This is a genomic window from Paenibacillus oenotherae, from assembly GCF_019443105.1.
Taxonomy (GTDB): domain Bacteria; phylum Bacillota; class Bacilli; order Paenibacillales; family Paenibacillaceae; genus Paenibacillus_Z; species Paenibacillus_Z oenotherae.
Genome location: NZ_JAHZIJ010000023.1, coordinates 13,766 through 37,165 on the forward strand (window position 1 = coordinate 13,766; position 23,400 = coordinate 37,165).

Genomic DNA, 23,400 nt, shown 5'->3' on the forward strand with positions numbered 1-23,400 from the left:
AAATGGATTAAGAAAGGCCTTCCGATTAATAATTGGGAAACGCTCAACGGGATTAAACGAAGTTTGGAATTGGGACTAATACGCACAAATAAATTTAAGGGCCAAGTTATACGTTTCCATGACACCCGCCGTCTAATTTTGTGTTAAATTAAAATAGATAATTACGAGCTTTGCTGTTAAGGAGCTGAACACAATGTCTGGAACACAAATTTTGTTAATTGGTGATGATCAGTCGGGAGGTTGGCATCCACTTCAACCAGTGCGGGAAGAGCTGGAAAAGATCCTGAAAGAAAAATTCCAATTGACCGTAACAAACAATTACGATGACTTATCGACTCTCGATACCAGTAAGTTTGCAGCCTGTATCTCTTATGCGGATATCGGGACTCGGAATGTTACTCTGACATCGGAGCAAGTATCCGGCCTGCTGAAATTCATTGCAGACGGGGGCGGCCTGCTTGCCATTCATAACGGCATTTCATTGGCACGCAGCTACGAGCTGCTGCAAGTAATCGGTGCCAAATTTGTAGCTCATCCACCTTTTCAACCGCTTCATTTTTATCGAGTAATGAATGAGCATCCATTGCTTGAAGGAGTGGAGGATTTTACAGTCGATGAGGAGCCGTATCAGTTTGAATTCGATAGTTTCACACCCCGTACTGTATTCCTTGAATACGAATATAACGGAAAGAGATGGCCCTCTGCGTGGGAACACAAGTATGGTTTAGGTAAGGTCGTCTACTTGCATCCGGGCCACACGGAAGATTCTTTCAAGCCGGAAGCTATCCAACGGCTTATTCTAAATAGTGTTAGCTGGATAGCCGGCCTGGATTTCTAATAGCGGGAATCCGGTTGCCCATTAACCTCCGCCCGGAGCATACTTTTCATGTCATACCCGGACGGGTTCTGGAAGACGCGAAGGCCGAACTCCGGAGCTACGGCGAGGATATGGTCGAAAATATCGGACTGTACCCTTTCATATACGCTCCAGTCAATGTCGTTCGTGAACGCATAGATTTCCAGAGGAAGGCCTGTCTCCCCGGGAGCCAGCTGCCGGACGATGAGCGTCATGTCTTGATGAATATTCGGATGATGCTGAAGATAACGCATGACATAGGCGCGGAACACGCCGATATTGGTCATGGCCCGGCCGTTGACCACAACCGATCGATCAATGTCGTTCTCCCGGTTATACGCCTGGATCTCTTCCTCCTTCTCCTGCACATAATCACGGAGATATTGGATTTTCTTGAACTTCTCGATCATATCGGGACTGCAGAAGCCCACACTGCTCATATCGATGAAGACGGAGCGTTTGATTCGCCGTCCCCCGGAAATTTGCATGCCCCTCCAGTTTTTGAATGAATCCGAAATTAGCGCGTATGTCGGGATGGTCGTGATCGTCTTATCCCAATTTTGTACCTTGACCGTATTCAAGGAAATATCGGTGATGTTTCCGTCCGCGCCGTATTTGGGCATCTCGATCCAGTCGCCGACCCGGACCATATCGTTGGAGGTCAGCTGAACGCCCGCGACGAGACCGAGGAGCGAATCTTTGAAAATCAACAGCATCACGGCCGACATGGCGCCGATCCCGCTGAGAAGAATAAGCGGACTCTCGCCGATAACCCGGGAGATGACGAGAATTGCGCCGATGATGAATATGAAAATTTTGACGACCTGTATGTAGCCCCGGATCGGCCTGCTTTTGGAGATTTCGAACGTCGTGTAGATGTCGTTTACTGCATTCAGCAAGGCATCCAGAATCAGCAGCGCGACGATGATCAGATAGATGACGACACCTTGCTCAATCAGACGCTGATATTCAGGAAAGCTATAAGAGAACGAGTAAATGATCAGAGCAGGAATGATATGGGAGAGCTTCTGGATCACCTTTCGCTCCATAATGTAGCTGCCCCACTGGAACCGCTTGTTCCGAATGTAAGAAGAGACGATCTTCAGCACGATCTTCTTGGTCACATAGTTGGCCAGAATGGTCAGCGCTCCGACTCCGATGATGAGAATAATAGTAGCCATATAGACGGCGGTGCTATCCTTAATGCCCAGATCAGCAAGCAGATCCTTGATGTAATTCATACCTTCCTCCTCAATAAAAGCAAGGCTCTCCAGATGCGCATCGATCGATACGGTTAAGGGAGCTTTTATGACGATGTTATCGAAAGGCGCCTCCAACGTCAACTGTGAGGATAACCCAGGATCGGGATGATCATGCCGAGATGGTTCAGTGCAGGGGGAGTAGAATGAAAGACAAAAGGCCTTCCCGCATGGGATTGGCCCTATAACTGTGTTTAAGTGTAGCTAATAAATGCCTTATACTATAGCTCAATCGTATGTGGCCTAACATCAGGATCATGATTTGCGATTACTTCCACGCAGTTTGGACGCAGGCTCATTTCTTTAACCCACTGCAGTGATTCAAGGGCTTGCCGCTTACTAACGGTAAATCCGGGAAGTATCATGCTCTCCCATGACTTCTTTGCATAGCCAGTATCGGCTGCCAGGAGCACAAATTTGCCGTTTCTTTGGATAAGGGTTGAGGTCAAGCCTTTCGAATGCCCTGGTGTATGGACGAAAAGTACAGATCCATCACCGAACAGATCAAAGGCCTTTTGTTGAGGGCCAAATTCTGAGTCTTCCAGCGCAAATGTACGGACCGGAACCCCTTCCCACATATGCCGAAGGTAGCGGATACCGCCCTTTGATGCAGCCTGCCATTCCAAATCACTGGTCAAAATACGTTTAGCCTCGCTTACTAATTTCAGGCCGCTGGCATGATCGATATCCATATGGCTTAATACGACGTAATCCAGCTCCTTTGCTGTTATTCCTCTCTCAAGCAGTTGCTCATTGATAGCTTTCGCTTCAGGGAGAATGGCTTTACTGGCTTTGAAGCCCAGTCGTCCCATATATTTGACTTGATCTCCACGCAGATCGGTATGCCATCCGGTATCAATTAAGACGAGCCCTTTAGGGTGCTCAATCAGATAAGCCGAAACGGGGACAACAACCTGGTGCTTTTTTGAACGAAAGATACCAGCGGCAGCAACAGGATTAAGGGTATTCTGTCTGAATGGCACAGCAATATCAACCTGCACATGGCCACAGTGTAAAATATGCACTTTAATTGAATCTGACATGTTATACCCCGTCCTCTTCTGATGGCTGTTTTTGAATGTCCGTTATACATGCTTCAATGTTATCAAACATTTTTTTGAGCTTAAAAATATCGCTCTTAATAACATCCAGGTAATAATAATTTTTTGTTCCCTCTTTGCTAAATCCAATCAAATTCGCATCTTTTAAAATTTTCAAGTGATGGGACACAGCTGGACGGGATAGATTTGTCCTTTTTGTAAGCTCGCCAACACGGATACCCCTTTCACAGTCACTTACACTCTCCATAAGTGCAATGATGATGGATTGGCGTGTTTCATCCCCAATTGCTGTTAAAGCTTTTTTACATTCACTGAATTCATCAGCCAACTTTTTCAATCGTTTTTGTTTATCCATAATCGTCCTCGCGGTTTATTGGTTTAATTTTATAAACCATACTATCATAAAAAATGTTGAAAAGTTCATTGGGAAAGTAAATCGAGACCATTGGAGCCAGTATGCCCTAAGCGGAACATTGCCTGAGGCGTCCATTCGGATCGCAAGGAGAGTCCGGCTTGGCCGAATGAGGCGGGGTGGGGGCTCTGAATGTGTGGGTGCAACTTGGCGTTGCGGGGCAGCGCAACGAGATCGTTCTTTACTTTTGCGAGCGTCTGATTGAATAATTGCTTATAAGTTGCAGAAAGGCAGGTGCGGGATGGTTTTTGGCGAGAAGCTTAAAGGCGAAAGAAATAAAAGAGGCTGGTCCCAGGAAGAGCTGGCGGAACAATTGTTTGTCAGCCGGCAATCGGTTTCTAAATGGGAGAATGGGCAGAACTATCCAAGCATTGAGGTCATTATAAAGATAAGTGATCTATTCGGCTTAACAATCGATGAATTGCTAAGGAGCGATGAGGAATTGACCAAGAAAGTGATCAAAGATAGTAAGCAGCTTGCACATCCTAAATTGAAACTTGTATTCGATTTGCTTTTTATGCTGGGGCTTGCGCTCATGTTTATCAAGATTGGCATCCTTATTCTAAACAAACTTACCGAGCTCGACATTGCGTTGTTCGGCGGGACATTCTCTTGGAACATTGGAACGATCGCCTTAATGGTCGTTGGCGGAATCGGTTCAAACGTACTGAAGGATAAGTTTAAGGAAGAATAGACCTCAGGAAGTTGATTTCAATAACCAAACTAGGTAGCGATATGGATTTCATAGTCCCCAATTAAATATAAGCTGGCTCTGGCAGTTGCACCCTTATTGGGTGCTTTTTTGTTCCGAAACGGCTGCTGATGTCGAAAAGATGCTGCAAAAAAGGAAGCTTTGCACAGGATCACGAATATGATATAGGATTCAAATTGAATTTATATCTTAAAAAGTAAATATTTGCGAAAGAAGGGTTAGCGATGATTGAAGCCTTGAATGAATATGACCAGTTCCGCGACTGGATTCCCCTGCTACGTCATAGTGCCAAGATTGAACGCATACACAAGGGATATTCAAGTGATGAGAAATACATCGTGCATGACAGCGATGGCGCCCCCCAATACATATTAAGAACCTACAGCATCGATCACGACAAAGACAAGCGAGTAGAATTCAGCACTCTCAAGCTGATGGAAGTTCATAATGTGAAATGCTCCAGGCCTATTGAAATCGGGCTCCTTCCTGAACAAGCACTCGGCTACATGATCGTCTCCTTCATTGAGGGGAATGAAGCATCAGAAGAGCTGCCACTTTTAACGGAAGAAGAGCAGTTCAAGATAGGCGTTCAATCGGGATTAGAATTAAAGAAGATCCATCAGATTATCTGCCCCGATAATATGAAGCCGTGGGATGAAAGAATGCTCGCCAAGCATCATCGATACCGAATGAAGTATGCTAACTGCGGAGTTGCGATAAATAACGATGTGCGGTTGCTATCCTTTATTGATGACAAGCTCGATTTAATGAAAGGCAGGCCTAATATTTTTCAACATGATGACTACCACGTGGGAAATCTTATTGTCAGGGATGGGAACCTGTCGGGTATCATTGATTTCAACAGGTACGACTGGGGAGATCCTATTCATGAGTTTGTGAAAGTCGGCATGTTTAGCTCGGAAATTAGTATCCCTTTTTCAGTGGGCCAAATTCGGAGATACAATAATGATATTGAACCTGGCGATGAGTTCTGGCAGCTGTATTCTCTCTATCTAGCCATGACGCTTATTTCCTCTGTCGTGTGGATCTTAAAGGCTAAGCCGGATGAGCTGGATTCAATGTTAATGAAAATACAGAGGGTAATGGACGACCACGATGACTTCGAGTTAATTGTGCCTAAGTGGTACGGTCAGCATCGCCTAAGCCAGTAACGAGGAATAACCGATTAAACGCGGAAACAGCTAAACAAGAATCAGGAGGGAGCGGGGTTCCGTGAGCTCAAGCATTTGTTCTGTGAAAAGGTGGGGGGAGACAGGGTTTATTGGAACATCAGAGTAAATATTGAATGTCTGTACAACCCCTTCCTCCAGATGTTTTGAAGGCAGAGTGCCTGGAGTGAGAAGCCTGCGAATGTGCATGAATTTCGGTTACAAGACGCCATAATGGTAATATTCCTGCGATCAGGCATCAATTTGAGCAAAAATCGGCCGTAAAGGGGAAACGAAAGTAAAATACCTGCACGCTGGCAGGTATTTTACCTTCATGGGGTCAGAAACGAGCAAAAAACTGCCGTTTCGCATGTTTTACCTCGCTTACATCTCGCATCTCGCTTGTCTCGGCGTTTGAAAGCTCTTAGATAGGTCCTGCATGCGCTCATCCCAGCTTGTATCAATTATTCTGCTTGTTACGGTTGTCCGGAATGATAAACGTCACGGTTGTTCCTGTGCTCGGCTGACTGGCAATAGACAGGCCTTGGCCGTACAGCTGGATCAGCCGCCGATTCGTATTGGAAAGTCCAATGCCGCCCTTGTCCTTCATGGTAGGACTCAAAAGCTGAACAGCCTTCTCCGCTTTCATGCCCTTCCCATTATCCCTAACTTCAATCAGCGTGGAGCTGTCCTGGCGGGCAATCCGAATATGAACCGTGCCGCCGTTCATCTGGCTCATGAGGCCGTGCTTGACGGCATTCTCAACAAGCGGCTGGATCGAGAGCGGAGGGAGAAGCAAGTTGATGCCGGGATCAACCTCCCATGCGACGGACAGCCTTTCCTCAAACCGTTCTTGTTCAATATACAAATAGGCTTTAACCAGCTCCAGTTCATGCGATAGCTCGACCAGCTCCCCCGTATTGAGAAAATCAAAGCTGATCCGCAAATAGGATGCAAAAGCGCCGACCAGATTTTGCATTTTTACCGTGTCGATATCACTAAGCGCCATAATGGAATTCAGCGTATTGAACAGGAAGTGTGGATGAATTTGCGCCTGAAGATAGGCCGCTTCCATACGCAGCCGTTCATTGATGGATTGCCTCAGCGTAGTTAGCGCCCTGATTCGGTATTTGAGCTCCAATGCATCTACTGGCTTGGTCACATAGTCGCTCGCTCCCGACGAGAATCCGGTATAGATGTCAGCAGGCTGGCTGCGCGCGGTCAGCAGCAGAATCGGCAGCTCGGATACGGAGTAATGCTCCCGTACTTTCTGCGTCAACTCGTAGCCGGACATCTGCGGCATCATGACATCGGCAATCAGCAGATCCCATTGCTGCGTGCCCAGCATTTCCAACACTTCACGGGCTGAGCTGGCGGTTGTGATGCGATACGGCTCCGTCGAAAGGATGCCAACAAGCACATTCAGGTTGACCGGGTCGTCATCTACTGCAAGAATATTCACCTTCCCGTCATTCAATAGCGGCGGAATCTGTACGGAAGCTGCTAACTCCCTGATTGCACCGCTCGGAAAATATAATCCAGAGGGCTGGGCTTCAGCCTCATCTGTTATCTGTCCGGGAAGGAGGGGGGCTTGCGGCAATGGGAGATGCGACATGTCCGCTAACGGCAGATCAAAGCTGAATACGGAGCCCTTGCCCGGTTCGGAGCGAACGGTCAAAGCACCGCCGTGCAATTCGACCAGCTGCTTGCATATGCTCAGACCAAGCCCGATTCCTCTCCCATCACTAATGCCATGAGAGCCTTGTTCGTAAGAGTGAAACACTCGCGCCTGTGTCTCCTCATTCATGCCAACCCCGGTATCGGTGACATGGATCACGGCATTTCCATTCCGCGTTTCGGCGGAAATGGAGATGGTTCCTTCAGCTGTAAATTTGATCGCATTGTGCACCAGGTTATACAAAATTTGCACGAGCCTTTTCTCATCGGCCATGATCGGCGGCATCGAGTCTGCGATATTCATATCCAGCCGGACAGGCTTGCCTTCCAGCATAAATTTGAGCATGCCGATTACGCCGGGAACGACCGATTGAATCTGCAAGGGCTCTTGCCGCAGCACGACACGCTGCTCCTGAAGGCGGGCGACATCTAGCAGATCGCCAAGCATATGCGACATGCGGCGGCTTATCGTTATAAGCAGCTCCATATCCTTCAGGCTCTTCTCGTTTAATGCGGCTTTCTCTTTGATGACAACGGTCTCGGCAATATTCATAATGCCGTGCAGCGGCGTTCTCAGCTCATGCGAAGTATTGGCCAGAAATTGGTCCTTCAGCTTGTCGGCCTTCAGCAGCTGTTTGTTCAGATTGGCGATTTCCGTGGCATTGCGGAAGTATTTCTTGAACCAATAAGCGGAGAATCCGATAATAGCCACAATAATATCGATGGGATAATAAACGGTGGTAACGTTTTTAACGGACTCCAATATGCTCCACAGCAAGTTGGAGATGATGCCTGCTGCGGACAGCAGCAGGAAGGCGATGTCTTTGTCGGCCTGCTTCTTGAAGATCAGTGTCCCAACGATATAAATAAACCAAGCGAAGGCCAATAAATAGATTGTAATAAAAATCCTCAGATCGATGATTCCATTGGCCCATGAAGCGGGTGCAGCCAGCAGCAATCCCGACAGGCATATCAGTGTCACAGTGTATGCCCGCAGCCATACGTTCTGTGGCGGAGCCGCAGCGAATCTTCTGAATACAAGAAGAATAAAAAGATTTTGCCATAGAAGGAAGATCAGCCTGAGCTTAATCGCCCACGTATAATTGATCGGCAGCCATAACAGGAGCAAATTATCATGTCCGATCGTAATCGCTATTCCGACCGTCAGCGTTAACAGACTAGTGATGAACAAGGTTCGTTCTCGCGGATTAAATAAGTAAAGGATAAGGGCGTACAAGCCATGAAGCAGCAAAATAATAAATGTAACCAGTTGAAATCCGATCGAGTACCAGCGTACAGTGTCAATCGCGGCCAGAGAGCCAAAACGAATGGAGCGCATAATCCCGCCGTTAAAAGGCTCGTCGAAGTTGGCTGCCCGAATAAGCAGCTCAATCTCTGTTGAACCCTCTATTGTATAGGAAGCTGTGTAGGAGACATTCTCGGGCGTATATTCATGAGCGTTCGAGGCAAGCTTGCCGACATGGCTAGTGAGAACGCCATTGATCTCCACTTCCGAGGAAGCTTGAATGCTCTGAAGCCAGAAGGCGACAGGCTGCTTCAACGGGTTCATCAAAATGCGCAGCCGATATGTTCCGTATCCGTAAGAGGAACCGGAATCCTTGTTCAGCACGCTCCCCCAGTCGCCTGGAACCTGAATAGTGCGAAATTTATTATCCTCCGACTCTATTTGCTCATGTGTAATAAACTGTCCAGGGTAGAATTGCCATTCGCCGTCCAAATTGATTGCCGAGGACTGTTCCAAATCCAAGCCGCGCATGTCCAGCATGCCATTGACAGGACGGGGAGATTCCGAGATATGAAAAAACTCGGACCATACCCATCGCAGACAAAGAAGAACGCTAAAAAATAGTATCATTATCGCCACATATTTGAGGGTCGTTTTATTAAGTATTCGCATCATACGAAGAGATTCGCCATTAATTGCAAATAACCCTTTATTGCGTTTGCTCTGTGAAATGCCAGTGGCTAGAACAATAATCCTAATCAAATGTATTTACCATATATGGTAAAATAAATTGCGGATGCGGCATACGATTACAGGCGAAAGAAGGAAATATACAATGATAACGATTCACGAGGTCGAATACGATAAAAAGCCTGCGTTAAAAAATCTGCTGGAGCTTTATAGATATGATTTTACCGAGTTCGATCCTGATGATGTTAATGAAGACGGACTATATGATGATTATATGAATTTCGATTATTATTGGACGGAAGAAGGAAGATATCCCTTTTTTATTCGGGTGGATGGGAAGCTGGCCGGGTTTGCATTGGTAAGAGAGATCGGTACTAGTGAACACAACCAGACCATCTATTCAGTGGCTGAATTCTTCGTCATGAAAAAATATAGACAACTGGGAGTAGGCCAGCATGCCTCTACTGCATTATTCAATAGATTCCATGGTATATGGAGAGTTGCCCAGATCGAAGCGAATACACCGGCGCAAGCTTTTTGGAGGAAGACGATTAGCAGGTACACGAATGATGATTACCAGGAAGTTAGAGAAGAGGACTGGCATGGGCCGGTTCAAATGTTTGTATCAGGCGCTCGATGAGGACGATGGATTCTAAGGCAGAAAAGTTCTGCCGGACACAAGGGATGCTGCCAGCATTCGGTGGCTGTCGGTGAATGGGGAGGTAATGAAATACAATGACAATGGTTACACGACGTTTGACATTGCGTCAGCTTGAGCTTCATGACGCGGACGCAATCGAGCATTTGGCTGGTGATAAGGATGTAGCGGATACGACTTTGAGCATGCCTCATCCGTATCCTGCGGGTTCAGCCGCTACGTTTATTAATGCAAGACGTGAAGCTGCAGCGAGAGGCGAGGGCTATTCCTTCGCTGTAACTTCTACTGAAGACAGCGTCTTTCTCGGCATTGTTGGCCTGCATATAAATAAGACTCACCATATGGCAGAGCTAGGGTATTGGATTGGTAAACCATATTGGGGATATGGCTATTGCACAGAAGCGGCTGCCCGGGTCGTTCAGTTCGCATTCGACGAGCTTGAGTTGAATCGGGTGTTTGCCGCGGCAATGACGCGAAATCCTGCATCGTACAAAGTAATGGAGAAGATCGGAATGAAATATGAAGGCATCTTGCGCAATCATATTCGAAAAGGCGACACTTATGAGGATTTGAGGTACTATGGGCTGCTGCGAACGGACAGATAGGTGAATGCCCCGATATAGCTCTGTTATGGTTCATAGGCAGAGAGAGAACATTTTATAGGAATATTCCTTGACGGGAATATTCCTATAATGGTATATTGTAAATGCGAGCACGGTAAACATAACAAAGCGAGGTGGTTGGGGATGATTTCGAATGGAAGGGCTTGTGCCGTACTCTATACGATTATGGATTCATTAACGTTACATCCGAACGATGGATACAACAACATTTAGCGCACTAGCCGAACCCAACCGCTTGCGTATTGTTGAGCTTCTGCAGGGCGGGCCCATGACTGTCGGGGAAATCGCCGATCATACCGAGCTCCGCCAGCCGCAAGCCTCGAAGCATCTGCGTGTCCTGCTGGAGGCCGGATTAGTCGAGGTAGAAGCTGCCGCCAATCGCCGGAACTACAAGCTTCGAATGGAGCCGTTCCAAGCGTTGGACAGTTGGCTGGATACTTACCGCAATATTTGGAATGAGCGATTTGACAATTTGGACAACTACTTAAAGCAGCTGCAAGCGAAGAATAACAAACAAAATGAATCCTAGGAGGAATTATTCATGTCGAACAAAATGATTACTAAGGTAGAGGGCCCTCAGCTTACTCTGGAGCGTGTCTTCGATGCGCCGCGCGAGCTAGTATTCCAAGCATTCTCAGAGGCTGAGCATCTGAAGCATTGGTGGGGCCCGCGAGGCTGGACGCTTACGGTTTGCAATATTGATTTTCGCCCGGGCGGCATCTGGCACTACTGTATGAAGTGCATCGACGAGAATCAGGGGGATTTCTTCAACTACGAATCTTGGGGCAAAGGCGTCTACCAGGAGATCATTGACGGGGAGAAGATCGTCTATACCGATTATTTCTCGGATGCCGAGGGCAATGAAGCGGAAGGGATGCCTTCGACCCAGGTTACGTTGACCTTTGAAGAGCATGAGGGGAAGACGAAGCTCACTAGCAGCTCCATCTACGCTTCTGAGGAGGCGCTCAAGACTGTTCTGGATATGGGTATGGAGCAAGGCATTACAGAAACATGGGATCGTCTTGCCGAGCATCTGCAAGCGGTGAAATAAGCGAAACATCGCAGTGGCCGCCGGGTATCGCGTACTTCAGGCAGGCGGCGGACAACACTCTATCATGCACCGCGCACCGGAAACGGCACGCGGTGCATGAAGCCCTCAATGCCATTGTGGCGTTGAGGGCTTCAAGGCGCTTGCCAAGCAATTGTCTTAATCTGCAGGCAAGGCAAGCGGTCATTATGCACAATAACAATAAACAATTAAGGGAGTTGTACTGAAGTGGCGAATGCGAATCAGAAAATTACGCCCTTTTTGATGTTCACCGGTCAGGCGGAGGAGGCAATGAATTTCTACATCTCGCTATTTGACGACTCGGGAATTACAAGCATGCTGCATCATGAGGATGGAACGGTGCTGCACGCTGTCTTCACTTTAAACGGACAGACGTTTATGTGTATTGACAGCAATCTGGATCATGGCTTCACCTTCACGCCCGCAACCTCATTGTTTGTTAACTGCAATTCTTCTGAAGAAATTGACGCCATCTATGCCGCCCTGACACAAGAGGGCGCCATACTCATGCCTATCGCTCCAACGCCGGTAAGCGACAAATTCGCCTGGGTGAATGATAAATTCGGTGTCTCCTGGCAGTTGAACCTCCCCAAGCAGTAACGGAATTTGCGCCGCAGCAGCGACTCTCTGCAAGCAGCACACAGCACAGCAGCTGTATGAACACGCCTGTCCGGCGTGTTTTTTTGCGTTATGGGCTGTCGCTCGCACAGATTCATTGATTGTGAGAATCATTATCAATTATAATGATGAATGAATCTTCTTCTATTCCGGGATTGCAGAATTGTGGAGGATGCGATTGGCAGCAGCTTAGGGAGTGGACGATGGAATGAAATTAAATGATCATATATTGTTGTGGAATCATGTCTTTATTAAGGTGATCGATATTCGCCATAACGTGATGGAGAAGGGGGAGGAGCTGCGCTCTTATCGGCTTCCTGTCAGTACATTCCTCTATACGGTGCGCGGAAATGCGCGGATATGGCTGGATGACAATATCCACACGGCCAAGCGGTTTCATATTCTTCATGGCGGCAAGGGAACGAGCCTGAATATTATAGCGGATGATGAATTGGAGTACTATATGATTCTGTACAAGCCGACTCTTCCCTTGCTCTGTCGCCAGGAAATTGTGCAACTGATGGAGAAGGATAATCCCTTTCACTATCAGTATGCTTTTGCCCCGAGCTATCCGCTGTCTTTATACGACTATATCGTTCAGATGGACAAGTATTGGCATGAGTCGGCCACGTTAAGCAAGCTGCAGGTCAAAGCGACATTGTATCAGTTCGTTTATGAGCTGCTGCGGCAGCTGCATCGGCAGGACTTTGAGCCGGTAAGGCCTGATCCCGTTAGGCTGGCCGTCCGCTATATCCGCGAGCATTTCAATGAGCCGCTTACGCTTGATTCTATTGCACAAGCACTGGATTGCAGCGCAGGACATCTGTCGAGACTATTCAAGAGCAGCATGAACAATAGTCCCATTCATTATTTGGGCCAGATCCGGATTGACCGTACGATGCAGCTGCTGATTCGGACTGACGCAACTCTGCAGGAAATCGCTGAACAAGTCGGATTTGCCGATGCCCATTCTTTAAGCCGTGCCTTCAAGAAATATCAAGGTCTGTCACCTTCCCGCTTCAGAGAGAAGCAGCGCCGAAGCTGGCAGGATCGTGATTTGCCCTTGTCTATGCAAAGATTTGCCGTTCTACAGCATAAATTTTATCCCTATAATGATATTGAAAATCATTCTCATTATAGAACAGGGAGAGAGTTATTGATGCAAAGAAGAACAAAGATAGCGGTCATGACCTTGGTAATGTGCTTCTCATTATTAGTGGGGGCTTGCTCAAGTCCGGCCAATACAAATGTTGGCACTCAAGCTCCGGCTAATCATGCTGCGGAGGCTAATATCAATACAGGCAAGGGCGATCAGCAGGCGAACGCAGCGGCAAAAACAAGAATTGTATCTACTTTGAAGGGGGATGTAGAGGTGCCCGCTGAGCCTAAACGTGTAGCATCCGATCAATATATGGGCCATCTATTGAAGCTGGGCATTATTCCTGTAGGGGTTAGAAGCTTTATGCTGGGCGAGTCCTGGATTAGTAAGGCGGGCATTTCACAAGAAATTCTGAATGGAATTGAGGATCTCGGCGGATTTCCTATGAATCTGGAGAAGTTGACTTATTTGGAGCCGGATTTGATCATAGGCTCGCTCGATAAAAATATCGAGGAATACCAAAAAATCGGAACAACGGTGTTCCTGCCGTATTGGGAAGGCGAATCGACAGCGGGGCCGCTGGAGAAATTCCGGAGAATCAGTGAAATATTCGGAAAGCAGCAGGAAGCCGAGCAATGGATAACGGAATATGAGAAGAAAGTTGCAGAGGCTAAAGCGAAAATTGCCGGCATTGTTAAAGAAGGAGAGACGGTCTCTGTTGTGCAAATCGGCAGCAAGGCGATGTATGTTTTTGCTGCGGAGGGCGGCAATTATGGAAGCTCGACGATTTATCAAATGCTGCAGCTGCCGCCCACGAAGCAAGCGCTGAATATGAAGGAAGGATTCGAGAATATCTCTCTGGAGGTTCTGCCTGAATATATGGGTGACCATGTATTCGTGTACGGTGCAAAGGATGAAGGGGCCGATCAAATTATAAACAGCGACCTATGGAAGAGTATTCCCGCTGTTCAAAAGGGTCAGGTGTATATGTACGGGTCATTCGGCGAGAAGGGCGATGAGTTCGTAATGGAGGATCCTTACTCGTTGGAGCTTCAGCTCGATACGATTGTAAATCTGCTGTTGGCGAATAAAAAGTAAATGTATAGGGCAGGAAATAATAAGATCCATCCGATATTTCGGGATGGATTTTTTCGCATTATATTATTGATATCATGATAATTGGTTGTTTACAATAGTGTGTGACACACAGTATAATAACAGCAGGAGTTGATCATATGAGCAGCGTTAATGAAACCATCAGCGGCTTAATGCAGGAATTGCGCCGCGGGACGATTATTATCGGGGTATTGAGCCAGTTGTCAGAGCCTCAATATGGCTACTCCCTTGTTGCTATTCTGGAAGCGAAGGGAATCAGCATTGATCCAGGGACGCTCTATCCGCTGCTGCGCAGACTGGAGAAGCAAGAGCTGCTGGAGAGTAAGTGGGATACGAATGAAGCACGTCCGCGGAAGTATTATTTGCTCAGTCCGTTCGGGAAAGAGGTATACGAGCAGTTATGTCTGGAGTGGAGAAGTATGATTAGCAGCGTGGAGAGCATCATTGATCAAGCTTAAAGGAGGACGAGGCCATGGATTTAATTAAAAGGTACATTTATGCGGTTACGCACAAATTGCCGGAGAAGCAGAGAGCGGATATTGAACAGGAACTGCACGGATTAATCGAGGATATGCTGGAGCATCGTACGGGAGGCGGGGCGGTCACGGAGAAGGAGGTTGAGGAGGTGCTGCTTGAGCTCGGCTCTCCTCAGGAGATGGCTGAGAAGTACCTTGGACAGCGCAGATATTTGATCGGGCCCAAGCTGTTCGATCTCTATTGGATGGTGGTCAGAATCGTCGTGTTCTCCATTGTTCTCGCGCTCGGAATTGGACTGATCATCGAGCTCTTCCTCGAACCGGTTCAGGGCGGGCAGTTCATCATCGAGTCGATCGCTTCACTCATCTCCGCGGCCGTTCAAGGCTTTGCCTGGGTGACAGTTGTATTCGCGGTGATGGAATACAGGGGAGTGAAAGCGCCGGACATCGGACTGGGTGCCAAGAATGAATGGAGACCGTCCCAGCTTGCCCCCATTCCTAATCCTAAGACGACCATTAAACGGAGCGAGCCGATTGCATCGATTATTGTCAACCTGCTGGTCATCCTCTGGTTGACTTCTTCTATTCACTATTTCGGCATTATTTATTTCAATGAGGACGGGGGAACGGTCATTATTCCGTTTTTTAATGAAGCGGTATTCCGGGCTTACTATCCGCTCATCTGGGTGACGATTGCGATTAGTATTTTGAAGGATTCTATCAAATTAGTTGCAGGAAGATGGACGACAAAGCTTGCTGCCTTTCATCTGCTCTTCAACCTGGCCTCTGTTGTTATTGCAGCGATCATATTCATGGACCCGGCGGTGTGGAATGCCGAATTCCTGAGCGAGCTGCTGGCCTCCGGCATGGTGTCCGCAGGCAGCGAAGGTTATGAGACAGCGAGCATCATCTGGAACAATACGGCAGACAATTTCATTTATATTGTTGCGGTCATTGCAATTATCGATTCTATTGCGGTCATCTATAAGTTGTTCCAGGCCAGGAAGTAAATTGTCTGGTTAGAGAATACTCGAAAGGGTGTTGTCATCCCCCTTGATCTGGGGGGATGCTATAAATTGCGAACATGCCTGCGTTTACGCAGGCATGTTCGCATTCCGGCTTGCTAAAGGCGAGATGCCTGCCAAAGCGCAGGAATTTCGCCGTGTTCGCCCGATATCGGCCCGATCCGTCGTATATTCCTGCACATACGCAGGCATTCAGCCCTCAGCGGCTCCTTTTAGCCGAAAAGCCTGCACATACGCAGGCATTCTGCTCTCAGCGGCTCCTTTTAGCCGAAAAGCCTGCACATACGCAGGCATTCTGCTCTCAGCGGCTCCTTTTAGCCGAAAAGCCTGCACATACGCAGGCATTCAGCCCTCAGTGGCTCCTTTTAGCTGAAAAGCCTGCACTTACGCATGCTTCGCTCTCTCAGCCAGCAGGATGAGTTGTAGCAAGTTTACTCGTACCTGTTTGGGAGCGCGCGCAGCTCCCGGCACGGTGGGGACGGTACGGGTATCACCGCCTAGTTGATGGGAACCCGCCGGACTTTCTCAAAACCTGCGGATAGGCAGGCTTTTGCTCATTTTAACCCGCTGAAGACCGAATTCCTGCCAAAGCGCAGGAATTTCGCCGTGTTCGCCCGATATGGGCCCAATCCGCCATATATTCCTGCACATACGCAGGCATTCTGCTCTCAGCGGCTCCTTTTAGCCGAAAAGCCTGCACATACGCAGGCATTCAGTCCTCAGCAGCTCATTTTAGCTGAAATGTCTGCACATACGCATGCTTTGCTCTCTCAGCCAGCAGGATGAGTTATAGCAAGTTTACTCGTACCTGTTTGGGAGCGCGCGCAGCTCCCGGCACGGTGGGGACGGTAAGGGTGTCACTGCCTAACCTAGTTGATGGGAACCCGCCGGGCTTTCTCAAAAACCTGCGGATAGGCAGGCTTTTGCTCATTTCAACCCGCTGAAGAGCGAATGCCTGCCAAAGCGCAGGAATTTCGCCGTGTTCGCCCGATATGGGCCCAATCCGCCATATATTCCTGCACATACGCAGGCATTCAACCCTCAGCGGCTCCTTTTAGCCGAAAAGCCTGCACATACGCAGGCATTCAGTCCTCAGCAGCTCATTTTAGCTGAAATGTCTGCACATACGCATGCTTCGCTCTCTCAGCCAGCCGGATCAGTTGTAGCCAGTTACTCCGTACCTGTTTGGGAGCGCGCGCAGCTCCCGGCACGGTGGGGACGGTACGGGTGTCACCGAACAGTACGTGGGGTCAGCGGCTAGTTGACGGGGAGCCCGCCATAGTTCAAAGCGAAAGTATTTCACCGTTCCACCGTTTCGCCGTTTCGCCGTAATTTCCTCGAAACGCCCCATTCCGCCACCAAAGCCTGCATATGCGCAGGCAGTACGTTTCTACGACTTCTTTTAACTAGAATGGTTGCACTCGCGCAGATTCTTTCTCTCTATTGCTGGATGCCTCAATGGCAGCACTCTTTCTCCGCCCCTGAAAGGGTGCTTATTAATTTCCAATGGGTCATTAACAAATTCACAACAATTATGATACAATTAGTATCGTTATTTATAAATTCCGCATAAGAAAGGAGGTGAAATTGATCGAATCGACAAAAATAATGGGTATTATCCTCTCTTTTGTCAAACCCTATCGACTTATGGCTACAATTTGTATATTAGGCGCTTTTTTTGGAACCGGGGTGGATATTGTACAGGCGAATCTGCTCAAGGAGGTTGTAGATCATGCGATAGGGGGCGATAAGCAGGGGTTTATAGCAGCGGTTACTGCCATTATTCTTGTTATTGCAGCGAGCTGCCTGATCCGTTATGGGATCAAATACTACTCGGGACATCTGGGTATTCAGATTCTTAGAGATGTCCGAAGCCGGTTGGCCGGGCGGTTAGGGCGCTTGCCTGCCGCTTGTCTGGAGAACCGCCATTCGGGAGACATCATAACGAGAATGAATAATGATGTAGGCTCGATCTCAGGCTTTGTGGACCGCCATATTACGAACATGATCTACCTTCCGCTGGTCATTACTGGCGTCGCTGTTTATTTGCTTTATTTTAACTGGAAGCTGCTGATCGTCTCGATCATTCTGCTGCCGGTCAGCATGCTGGCATCCCATAAGCTAGGGCGAGCGGTGGGCAAATATGCGACTGAGCTGCAGGAGAGCTTCGCAAGATACAGCGCTGCTGTCCAGGACACGACAGGCGGTATCGCCTTGTTGAAGTCGTATAATATGGAGCCCGTCATGTTCGGCAAATTCAAGCGGATAACAGAGGATATTCTGGCGATCAAGCTCAAGACGGATTGGCGGTGCATGTATATTGCCCCGATCTCGATGGTGGTGGGCGTTGTCCCGCAGATGAGCTGCATTCTCTATGGCGGCTATTTGACCGTCCATGGTGTGCTTACGCCCGGCGAGCTGTTGACCTTCATCTATCTGCTGGGCTTTCTCATCGGCCCTCTATCCGGCATTCCGGGACTAATCATAGATTTCAAGGTTACGATTGCATCCGCAAGGCGTGTTATTGAACTGCTGGAGGAGCCGGAGGAGCGGCAGGACGGGAGCGTCTTTGCGCCGCCGGAGAACGGGGATACGCTGGTCGAATTCCGTAATGTCAGCTTCTCCTACGGGGAAGGCGAGCCCGCACTGCGCGGCTTGAATCTGACCATGCGGAGAAACAGGATCACCGCCCTGGCCGGGCCGAGCGGAAGCGGGAAAAGCACGGTGGCCAAGCTGCTGTGCGGTCAATATGACGGCTATGACGGCGATATCTATATCTATGGCAGCGAGCTGCACCAGTGGAGTTTGAGCGAGGCAAGAGCACGAATCTCGATTGTTTCGCAGGATACGTATCTCTTCCCGTGCTCTATCTATGAGAATATCGCGTATGGCAGAAGGGATGCGTCAAGAGAGGAGGTGATGCAGGCAGCTTCACTGGCTGGCGCGGATGAATTTATTCGGGATTTGCCCCAAGGCTATGAAACGGCGGTGGGGGAACGCGGGGCTGCCTTGTCGGGAGGGCAGCGGCAGCGGATAGCGATTGCCAGAGCCATTCTGAAGGATGCGCCAATCGTCATTCTGGACGAGCCCACTTCAGCCTTGGACGGGCAGTCCGAAGCATTGGTGCAGGAAGCGCTGGAGCGGATTGTCGTGAACCGGACCGTGCTTATTATTGCGCATAGGCTGTCCACGATCAGGGATGCGGATGAAATTGTTGTGATGAACAACGGTCAACTGGTAGAACAAGGCGGACATGAGGAGCTGATAGGAACCGATTCTTTGTACAGACAGCTATACAATAATCAGTATGCGTACTGCACCGAAGGGGGTGAATGATGATCAGGTTTCAATATGTGAGGGAGTTCAATCGGGTGATGGCCTTTATGAAACCAAGGGCATGGATATATGGCATCGGAATCGTCGGCAACAATGTATCCGCTGCGCTTGGCCTGAATATTGCTATGGCCTTCATTTATATGGATATGGTGAACGGGGCTGTTGAAGCGGATATGCGCCTGCTCGCCAGATCGGTTATTCTCGCCTTGGCCGTGCTGGCGGTCAGCAGCTTTCTGTGTACCTTTCTAACCTACATGTACAACAAATGCGTGCGGCATACGATGACGGAGATCAGGCAAATCAGCTTCCGCCATGTCGAAAGGCTGCCTCTTGCGGCATTCGAGCGTTCGCATAGCGGCGGCATGCTGTCGAGGCTGACGAATGATCTGAATCATATCGAGCATCTGTATGACGGGGCGATAGGGGGCATGATCTACGCGCTTGTCGTCGGCATAGGCGCTGCTGTTGCCATGTTCGCTCTTAACTGGAAGCTTGCCGTATACGCCATTGTGCTTGGGGGCGTTACTTTTCTTGTGAACACTTGCTTTGCAGGCAGATTCCGGAGCATGAATGATGATATCCAGCGCGCATTGGGCAGGAAGACAGAGCTGCTGTCGGATCTGTTGTCAGGCGTTCAGCTCGTCAAGATGTTCCAGCTCGGAGCAGCAATAACGGGCAAGTATGACGCCGCTAACAGGGAGATTGCCGCCTTGTCTACGAAAGTAAACCGGAAATACGCGCTGCTGGACGGCATCAATACGATATTGGGGAGCATGAGCTTTATCGGGATTGTCATTATTGGCGGGATGATGGCGCTGAATGACCGGACTGATTTCGGCACGATTATGGCCTTTATTAAGCTGCAGGGCAATATTGGCGCCATGTTCTTTAAGGCGGGAGATCTGGTGACCGATCTGCAGCGTGTATTGGCAGGGGCCAGCCGTGTCTTCGAGGTGCTGGACAAGCCGGTCGAGCCCGAGCGCTACCAGTCTCCCCCCGCCAGATGTACGGATTCGGCTCTTGAAATGAAGGATGTCGCCTTCCAGTATGAGGGCGGCAAAGAGGTGCTGCGGGGACTGAGCCTGACGATCGGCAAAGGGGAATGCGCAGCGCTCGTAGGTCTGAGCGGCAGCGGCAAGAGCACCATAGTAAAGCTGCTGCTGGGCTTCTATCCGGCGGGCAGCGGGAGCATGAGCTTGCTCGGCAAGCCGATGGGCGCCTACAGGCTGTCCGAGATCAGAGGTCTGATCGCCTACGTCCCTCAGGATGCGTTCCTGTTCGATGGCACGATCGGGGAGAATATCGGATATGGGAATCCGCGCGCCTCCCAAGCGGATATTATCGCTGCTGCGAAGGATGCCCACGCGCATGATTTTATTATGAACCAGCCTCAAGGCTACAGTACGGCTATTGGCGAAAGGGGAGTGAGGCTGTCAGGCGGACAAAAGCAGAGAATTGCCATTGCCCGGGCCTTCCTCAAGGATGCTCCGATTCTGCTGCTGGATGAAGCGACCTCTGCATTGGATACGGAGTCCGAAGCGATTGTGCAGGGAGCACTGAACCAATTGATGCAGGGCCGGACGGTCATTATGATTGCCCACCGGTTATCAACGATTGAGCGGGCGGACCGGATCTATGTAGTAGACAATGGTACCGTGCTTGAGCATGGGGGACATGAGGAGCTGATGGGACAGCAAAGTCTGTACAAGCAGCTGTATCAGCTTCAAACGGGAGATAGGGCAGGATAAGCCGGACCTGCTGATCGATGCAGGCGCAATACATGGAGGGGGAATCATCATGATTATTAGCCAGACACCTTTGAGAGTCAGCTTTTTTGGGGGTGGAACGGATTTAAAGGACTATTATCGTTTCCATGGCGGAGCTGTACTGAGCAGTACGATCGACAAGTATATCTATGTCATCGTGAAATCGAGATATGATGACCGGATTGTATTGAATTACGCGAAGAAGGAGGAGGTCCGCACTGTTGCGGAGATCGAGCATCCGATTATTAGAGAAGCGCTGACAATTGTCGGCATCGACCAAGGGATCGAGATTACGAGCATTTCGGACATTCCCTCTGAAGGCAGCGGTCTCGGCTCATCCAGCTCCTTCACGATCGGCTTGTTGAACGCCTTGTACATGTACAAGGGCGAGACCAAAAATCCGCATGAGCTCGGCGCGATTGCTTGCAGAATCGAAATTGATCTGCTGAAGGAGCCTATCGGCAAGCAGGATCAGTATGCCGCGGCCTTCGGCGGGTTCAAGAAGTACAGCTTCAACAGCGATGATACTGTAAGCGTGGACAGCATCCCGCTGACCAACAGCCAATATAAGCTGCTGGATATGCATGCGATGATGTTCTTTACGGGGATTACCAGAAAAGCATCTGCTGTACTGGCAGATCAGAAGCAGAACACAGGCAATAATCTGGATACGCTGAACCGGCTCAAGCAATTTGTGGATACTTGCCATGATGATTTTCTAAGTCTGAATATTGAGCGGATCGGCAGGCTGCTGGATGTCAGCTGGGAGGAGAAGAAGAAGCTGTCCCGGAAAATCAATAACAACGAAATCGACCGCATCTATGAGGCGGCCAAGGAAGCCGGCATATACGGCGGCAAGCTGCTGGGCGCTGGCGGAGGAGGGTTCTTCCTCTTCCTCTGTCCGCTGGAGAACCAGCAGAGGGTAAGGCAAGCGCTGCACCATTACGACGAGCTGCCAATCAGCTTCGACCGCTATGGAAGCCGGATCGTGCTGAATGCGAATGATCATTGCGGCTTTGTTAATTTGAAGGTGGGGTGCTAATGATGGAGAAGTCGATACTTATTGCGGCGGTAAGCAAGGATCCCTTTGAGACGAATGCTTTGAATGATGGATTTGTCCGCGAGCTGCTGGAGAGGGGGATAGACGCGAGAATGATACTCCCGCTCCATGACAGCATAGAAGGCATATGCGAATTGGACCTATCTATCATCGGAGACATTGCCTTGACAATGGATGGCAGACCTGTGCAAGGCACGATCAAGCAGGGTGTCATGAACGGAATCATCACCTATCTGATCGATACGCCGGAGTACTTCAATCGCGAGAAAATGTTCGAAAATCCTGATGATGCAGAACGGTTCTCTTATTACTGCAGAGCGGTATTGGCCTCATTGGCATGCATCGGTTTTGAGCCGGACATCATCCATTGCGAGGATTGGCCGGCCGCATTCATCCCCTTCTTGCTGAGAGCTAATTATGGCGGTCTGGAGCAATACAAGGGCACGCAAACCGTCCTGACCTTCAACAGCTTCGCCCATCAGGGCGTATTCGACCGGGAGAACAGCATCTATCTGGATATGGACTGGGATTCCATCAAGGATTGCGGGCTGGATTATTATGACCAGATCAATTTCTTGAAGGCGGGTCTGCTCTATGCGGATGTGCTGACGACCGTAAGCCCCAACTATGCATTGGAGATCCAGACGGAGATATGGGGCCAAACGCTGGAGGACTTTGCGATTAAGCGGAGGGATGATCTGCATGGGATATTGAACGGCGCTGACCCGGCGAAATATGACCCGGCGACGGATCGCCGTCTGCACGCCAATTACAGCATCGGCAATATGGAGGGGAAAGCGCGCAATAAAGCCAAGGTTCAGGCCGCGCATGGATTGGCCGCAAGAGAGGATGTTCCGCTTCTTGTGAGCAGCTTCAGAATGACCAGCGAGCATGGAGCCGAGCTGCTTCAATATGCGATTGGCGATCTTCTGAAGGCGGATATTCAGTTCATCCTGATGATAACAAGGGATGATGCGCTGTACACGGAGAGCGAGAAGGAGATCTTCATCAACTTCTTCCAAGCGGAAGCGGACAAGCACCCGGATAAATTCCGTTTCCTGAGCTTTGACGAGGATGAGCTGTTCAGACTCATTGCCGGAGCTGATCTGTATCTCATGCCTGCATCGGAGCCTTGCGGAATTGGCCATCTTATTGCGATGAGGTATGGCACGGTTCCGATTGTGAAGCATACCGGCGGTGCGGTGGACACGGTGCAGCCGTTCTGTGAGCAGTCAAGGGAGGGAACGGGCTTCTGCTTCAAGTATGCAAACGAGAAGGTTCTGCTGTACCAGGCGCGCAAGGCTGTTGGACTGTACAGCAGAACAGATGTCTGGCAGGAGCTCGTGGAGAATGGCATGAGGGAGCAGTTCTCGCAGAAGCATTATGCAGAGCAGTATATTGCGCTTTATGACAAATTGATCCATGGCAAGTATGTCACGGTGTAACCATAACCATAGTCCGGATGGAGGCTT

Annotated in this window: 19 protein-coding genes; 15 read left to right on the forward strand and 4 right to left on the reverse strand. The window is 49.2% G+C overall.

The genetic code is table 11. The annotated features are described in order from the left end of the window. The first annotated feature begins 193 nt into the window (after positions 1-193). Positions 194-838 (forward strand): ThuA domain-containing protein, encoded by a 645-nt coding sequence (locus K0T92_RS21650; protein WP_219874581.1) that lies wholly within the window; start codon positions 194-196, stop codon positions 836-838. On the opposite strand, the gene K0T92_RS21655 is transcribed toward K0T92_RS21650, so the two are convergent. The 3 genes from K0T92_RS21655 to K0T92_RS21665 form a co-directional block, all read right to left on the reverse strand. After that, on the reverse strand, positions 835-2,097 hold the full coding sequence (locus K0T92_RS21655) for a mechanosensitive ion channel family protein (protein ID WP_219874582.1): 1,263 nt from the start codon (positions 2,095-2,097) through the stop codon (positions 835-837). The genes K0T92_RS21650 and K0T92_RS21655 overlap by 4 nt on opposite strands. A 239-nt stretch (positions 2,098-2,336) precedes the next feature. Then, positions 2,337-3,158 carry an N-acyl homoserine lactonase family protein gene (locus tag K0T92_RS21660; protein ID WP_219874583.1) on the reverse strand — a complete coding sequence of 274 codons (822 nt, stop codon included), beginning with the start codon at positions 3,156-3,158 and terminating at the stop codon, positions 2,337-2,339. Position 3,159: 1 nt separating this feature from the next. After that, positions 3,160-3,531, reverse strand: coding sequence for an ArsR/SmtB family transcription factor (locus K0T92_RS21665; RefSeq protein ID WP_219874584.1), 372 nt, complete (start codon positions 3,529-3,531; stop codon positions 3,160-3,162). A gap of 298 nt (positions 3,532-3,829) precedes the next feature. On the opposite strand from K0T92_RS21665, the gene K0T92_RS21670 reads away from it, so the two are divergent. Beyond that, positions 3,830-4,282, forward strand: a complete 453-nt coding sequence (locus K0T92_RS21670) for a helix-turn-helix domain-containing protein (protein ID WP_219874585.1) — start codon at positions 3,830-3,832, stop codon at positions 4,280-4,282. Between the two features lie 242 nt (positions 4,283-4,524). Next, positions 4,525-5,472 (forward strand): aminoglycoside phosphotransferase family protein, encoded by a 948-nt coding sequence (locus K0T92_RS21675; RefSeq protein WP_219874586.1) that lies wholly within the window; start codon positions 4,525-4,527, stop codon positions 5,470-5,472. A gap of 457 nt (positions 5,473-5,929) precedes the next feature. On the opposite strand, the gene K0T92_RS21680 is transcribed toward K0T92_RS21675, so the two are convergent. Then, complete coding sequence (locus K0T92_RS21680; RefSeq protein ID WP_246628345.1) at positions 5,930-9,022, reverse strand: hybrid sensor histidine kinase/response regulator; 3,093 nt, start codon at positions 9,020-9,022, stop codon at positions 5,930-5,932. Between the two features lie 205 nt (positions 9,023-9,227). Here K0T92_RS21680 and K0T92_RS21685 point away from each other — a divergent pair, with 205 nt between their 5' ends. The 12 genes from K0T92_RS21685 to K0T92_RS21740 all read left to right on the forward strand — a co-directional run bounded on the left by K0T92_RS21685 (position 9,228) and on the right by K0T92_RS21740 (position 23,373). Continuing rightward, positions 9,228-9,722 (forward strand): GNAT family N-acetyltransferase, encoded by a 495-nt coding sequence (locus K0T92_RS21685; RefSeq protein ID WP_219874587.1) that lies wholly within the window; start codon positions 9,228-9,230, stop codon positions 9,720-9,722. Positions 9,723-9,817: 95 nt separating this feature from the next. Then, entirely contained in the window at positions 9,818-10,345 is a 528-nt protein-coding gene (locus tag K0T92_RS21690; RefSeq protein ID WP_219874588.1) for a GNAT family N-acetyltransferase, read from the forward strand. Between the two features lie 211 nt (positions 10,346-10,556). Continuing rightward, positions 10,557-10,892, forward strand: a complete 336-nt coding sequence (locus K0T92_RS21695; RefSeq protein WP_219874589.1) for an ArsR/SmtB family transcription factor — start codon at positions 10,557-10,559, stop codon at positions 10,890-10,892. Between the two features lie 12 nt (positions 10,893-10,904). Then, complete coding sequence (locus tag K0T92_RS21700; RefSeq protein WP_219874590.1) at positions 10,905-11,414, forward strand: SRPBCC domain-containing protein; 510 nt, start codon at positions 10,905-10,907, stop codon at positions 11,412-11,414. A 225-nt stretch (positions 11,415-11,639) separates the two neighbouring features. Beyond that, on the forward strand, positions 11,640-12,032 hold the full coding sequence (locus K0T92_RS21705) for a VOC family protein (RefSeq protein WP_219874591.1): 393 nt from the start codon (positions 11,640-11,642) through the stop codon (positions 12,030-12,032). Positions 12,033-12,258: 226 nt separating this feature from the next. Further along, positions 12,259-14,247, forward strand: a complete 1,989-nt coding sequence (locus K0T92_RS21710; protein WP_219874592.1) for an AraC family transcriptional regulator — start codon at positions 12,259-12,261, stop codon at positions 14,245-14,247. A gap of 137 nt (positions 14,248-14,384) precedes the next feature. Further along, positions 14,385-14,723, forward strand: a complete 339-nt coding sequence (locus K0T92_RS21715) for a PadR family transcriptional regulator (RefSeq protein ID WP_219874593.1) — start codon at positions 14,385-14,387, stop codon at positions 14,721-14,723. Positions 14,724-14,737: 14 nt separating this feature from the next. Next, on the forward strand, positions 14,738-15,751 hold the full coding sequence (locus tag K0T92_RS21720; protein ID WP_219874594.1) for an HAAS signaling domain-containing protein: 1,014 nt from the start codon (positions 14,738-14,740) through the stop codon (positions 15,749-15,751). Between the two features lie 1,602 nt (positions 15,752-17,353). After that, positions 17,354-19,102, forward strand: coding sequence for an ABC transporter ATP-binding protein (locus tag K0T92_RS21725; RefSeq protein WP_219874595.1), 1,749 nt, complete (start codon positions 17,354-17,356; stop codon positions 19,100-19,102). Then, a complete protein-coding gene (locus tag K0T92_RS21730) occupies positions 19,099-20,850 on the forward strand; it encodes an ABC transporter ATP-binding protein (protein WP_219874596.1) in 1,752 nt (583 codons plus the stop codon). Before K0T92_RS21725 ends, K0T92_RS21730 begins: the two co-directional genes overlap by 4 nt. A 49-nt stretch (positions 20,851-20,899) precedes the next feature. After that, complete coding sequence (locus K0T92_RS21735; RefSeq protein ID WP_219874597.1) at positions 20,900-21,910, forward strand: GHMP family kinase ATP-binding protein; 1,011 nt, start codon at positions 20,900-20,902, stop codon at positions 21,908-21,910. After that, complete coding sequence (locus K0T92_RS21740; RefSeq protein ID WP_219874598.1) at positions 21,910-23,373, forward strand: glycogen synthase; 1,464 nt, start codon at positions 21,910-21,912, stop codon at positions 23,371-23,373. The genes K0T92_RS21735 and K0T92_RS21740 overlap by 1 nt, the downstream gene beginning before the upstream one ends. Positions 23,374-23,400 lie beyond the last annotated feature (27 nt).

Bases quoted from the DNA above. Each gene is read 5' to 3' on its own strand.
- K0T92_RS21650 (WP_219874581.1), top strand. From the start codon at position 194: ATGTCTGGAACACAAATTTTGTTAATTGGTGATGATCAGTCGGGAGGT.
- K0T92_RS21655 (WP_219874582.1), bottom strand. From the start codon at position 2,097: ATGAATTACATCAAGGATCTGCTTGCTGATCTGGGCATTAAGGATAGC.
- K0T92_RS21660 (WP_219874583.1), bottom strand. From the start codon at position 3,158: ATGTCAGATTCAATTAAAGTGCATATTTTACACTGTGGCCATGTGCAG.
- K0T92_RS21665 (WP_219874584.1), bottom strand. From the start codon at position 3,531: ATGGATAAACAAAAACGATTGAAAAAGTTGGCTGATGAATTCAGTGAA.
- K0T92_RS21670 (WP_219874585.1), top strand. From the start codon at position 3,830: ATGGTTTTTGGCGAGAAGCTTAAAGGCGAAAGAAATAAAAGAGGCTGG.
- K0T92_RS21675 (WP_219874586.1), top strand. From the start codon at position 4,525: ATGATTGAAGCCTTGAATGAATATGACCAGTTCCGCGACTGGATTCCC.
- K0T92_RS21680 (WP_246628345.1), bottom strand. From the start codon at position 9,022: ATGATACTATTTTTTAGCGTTCTTCTTTGTCTGCGATGGGTATGGTCC.
- K0T92_RS21685 (WP_219874587.1), top strand. From the start codon at position 9,228: ATGATAACGATTCACGAGGTCGAATACGATAAAAAGCCTGCGTTAAAA.
- K0T92_RS21690 (WP_219874588.1), top strand. From the start codon at position 9,818: ATGACAATGGTTACACGACGTTTGACATTGCGTCAGCTTGAGCTTCAT.
- K0T92_RS21695 (WP_219874589.1), top strand. From the start codon at position 10,557: ATGGATACAACAACATTTAGCGCACTAGCCGAACCCAACCGCTTGCGT.
- K0T92_RS21700 (WP_219874590.1), top strand. From the start codon at position 10,905: ATGTCGAACAAAATGATTACTAAGGTAGAGGGCCCTCAGCTTACTCTG.
- K0T92_RS21710 (WP_219874592.1), top strand. From the start codon at position 12,259: ATGAAATTAAATGATCATATATTGTTGTGGAATCATGTCTTTATTAAG.
- K0T92_RS21715 (WP_219874593.1), top strand. From the start codon at position 14,385: ATGAGCAGCGTTAATGAAACCATCAGCGGCTTAATGCAGGAATTGCGC.
- K0T92_RS21720 (WP_219874594.1), top strand. From the start codon at position 14,738: ATGGATTTAATTAAAAGGTACATTTATGCGGTTACGCACAAATTGCCG.
- K0T92_RS21730 (WP_219874596.1), top strand. From the start codon at position 19,099: ATGATGATCAGGTTTCAATATGTGAGGGAGTTCAATCGGGTGATGGCC.
- K0T92_RS21735 (WP_219874597.1), top strand. From the start codon at position 20,900: ATGATTATTAGCCAGACACCTTTGAGAGTCAGCTTTTTTGGGGGTGGA.
- K0T92_RS21740 (WP_219874598.1), top strand. From the start codon at position 21,910: ATGATGGAGAAGTCGATACTTATTGCGGCGGTAAGCAAGGATCCCTTT.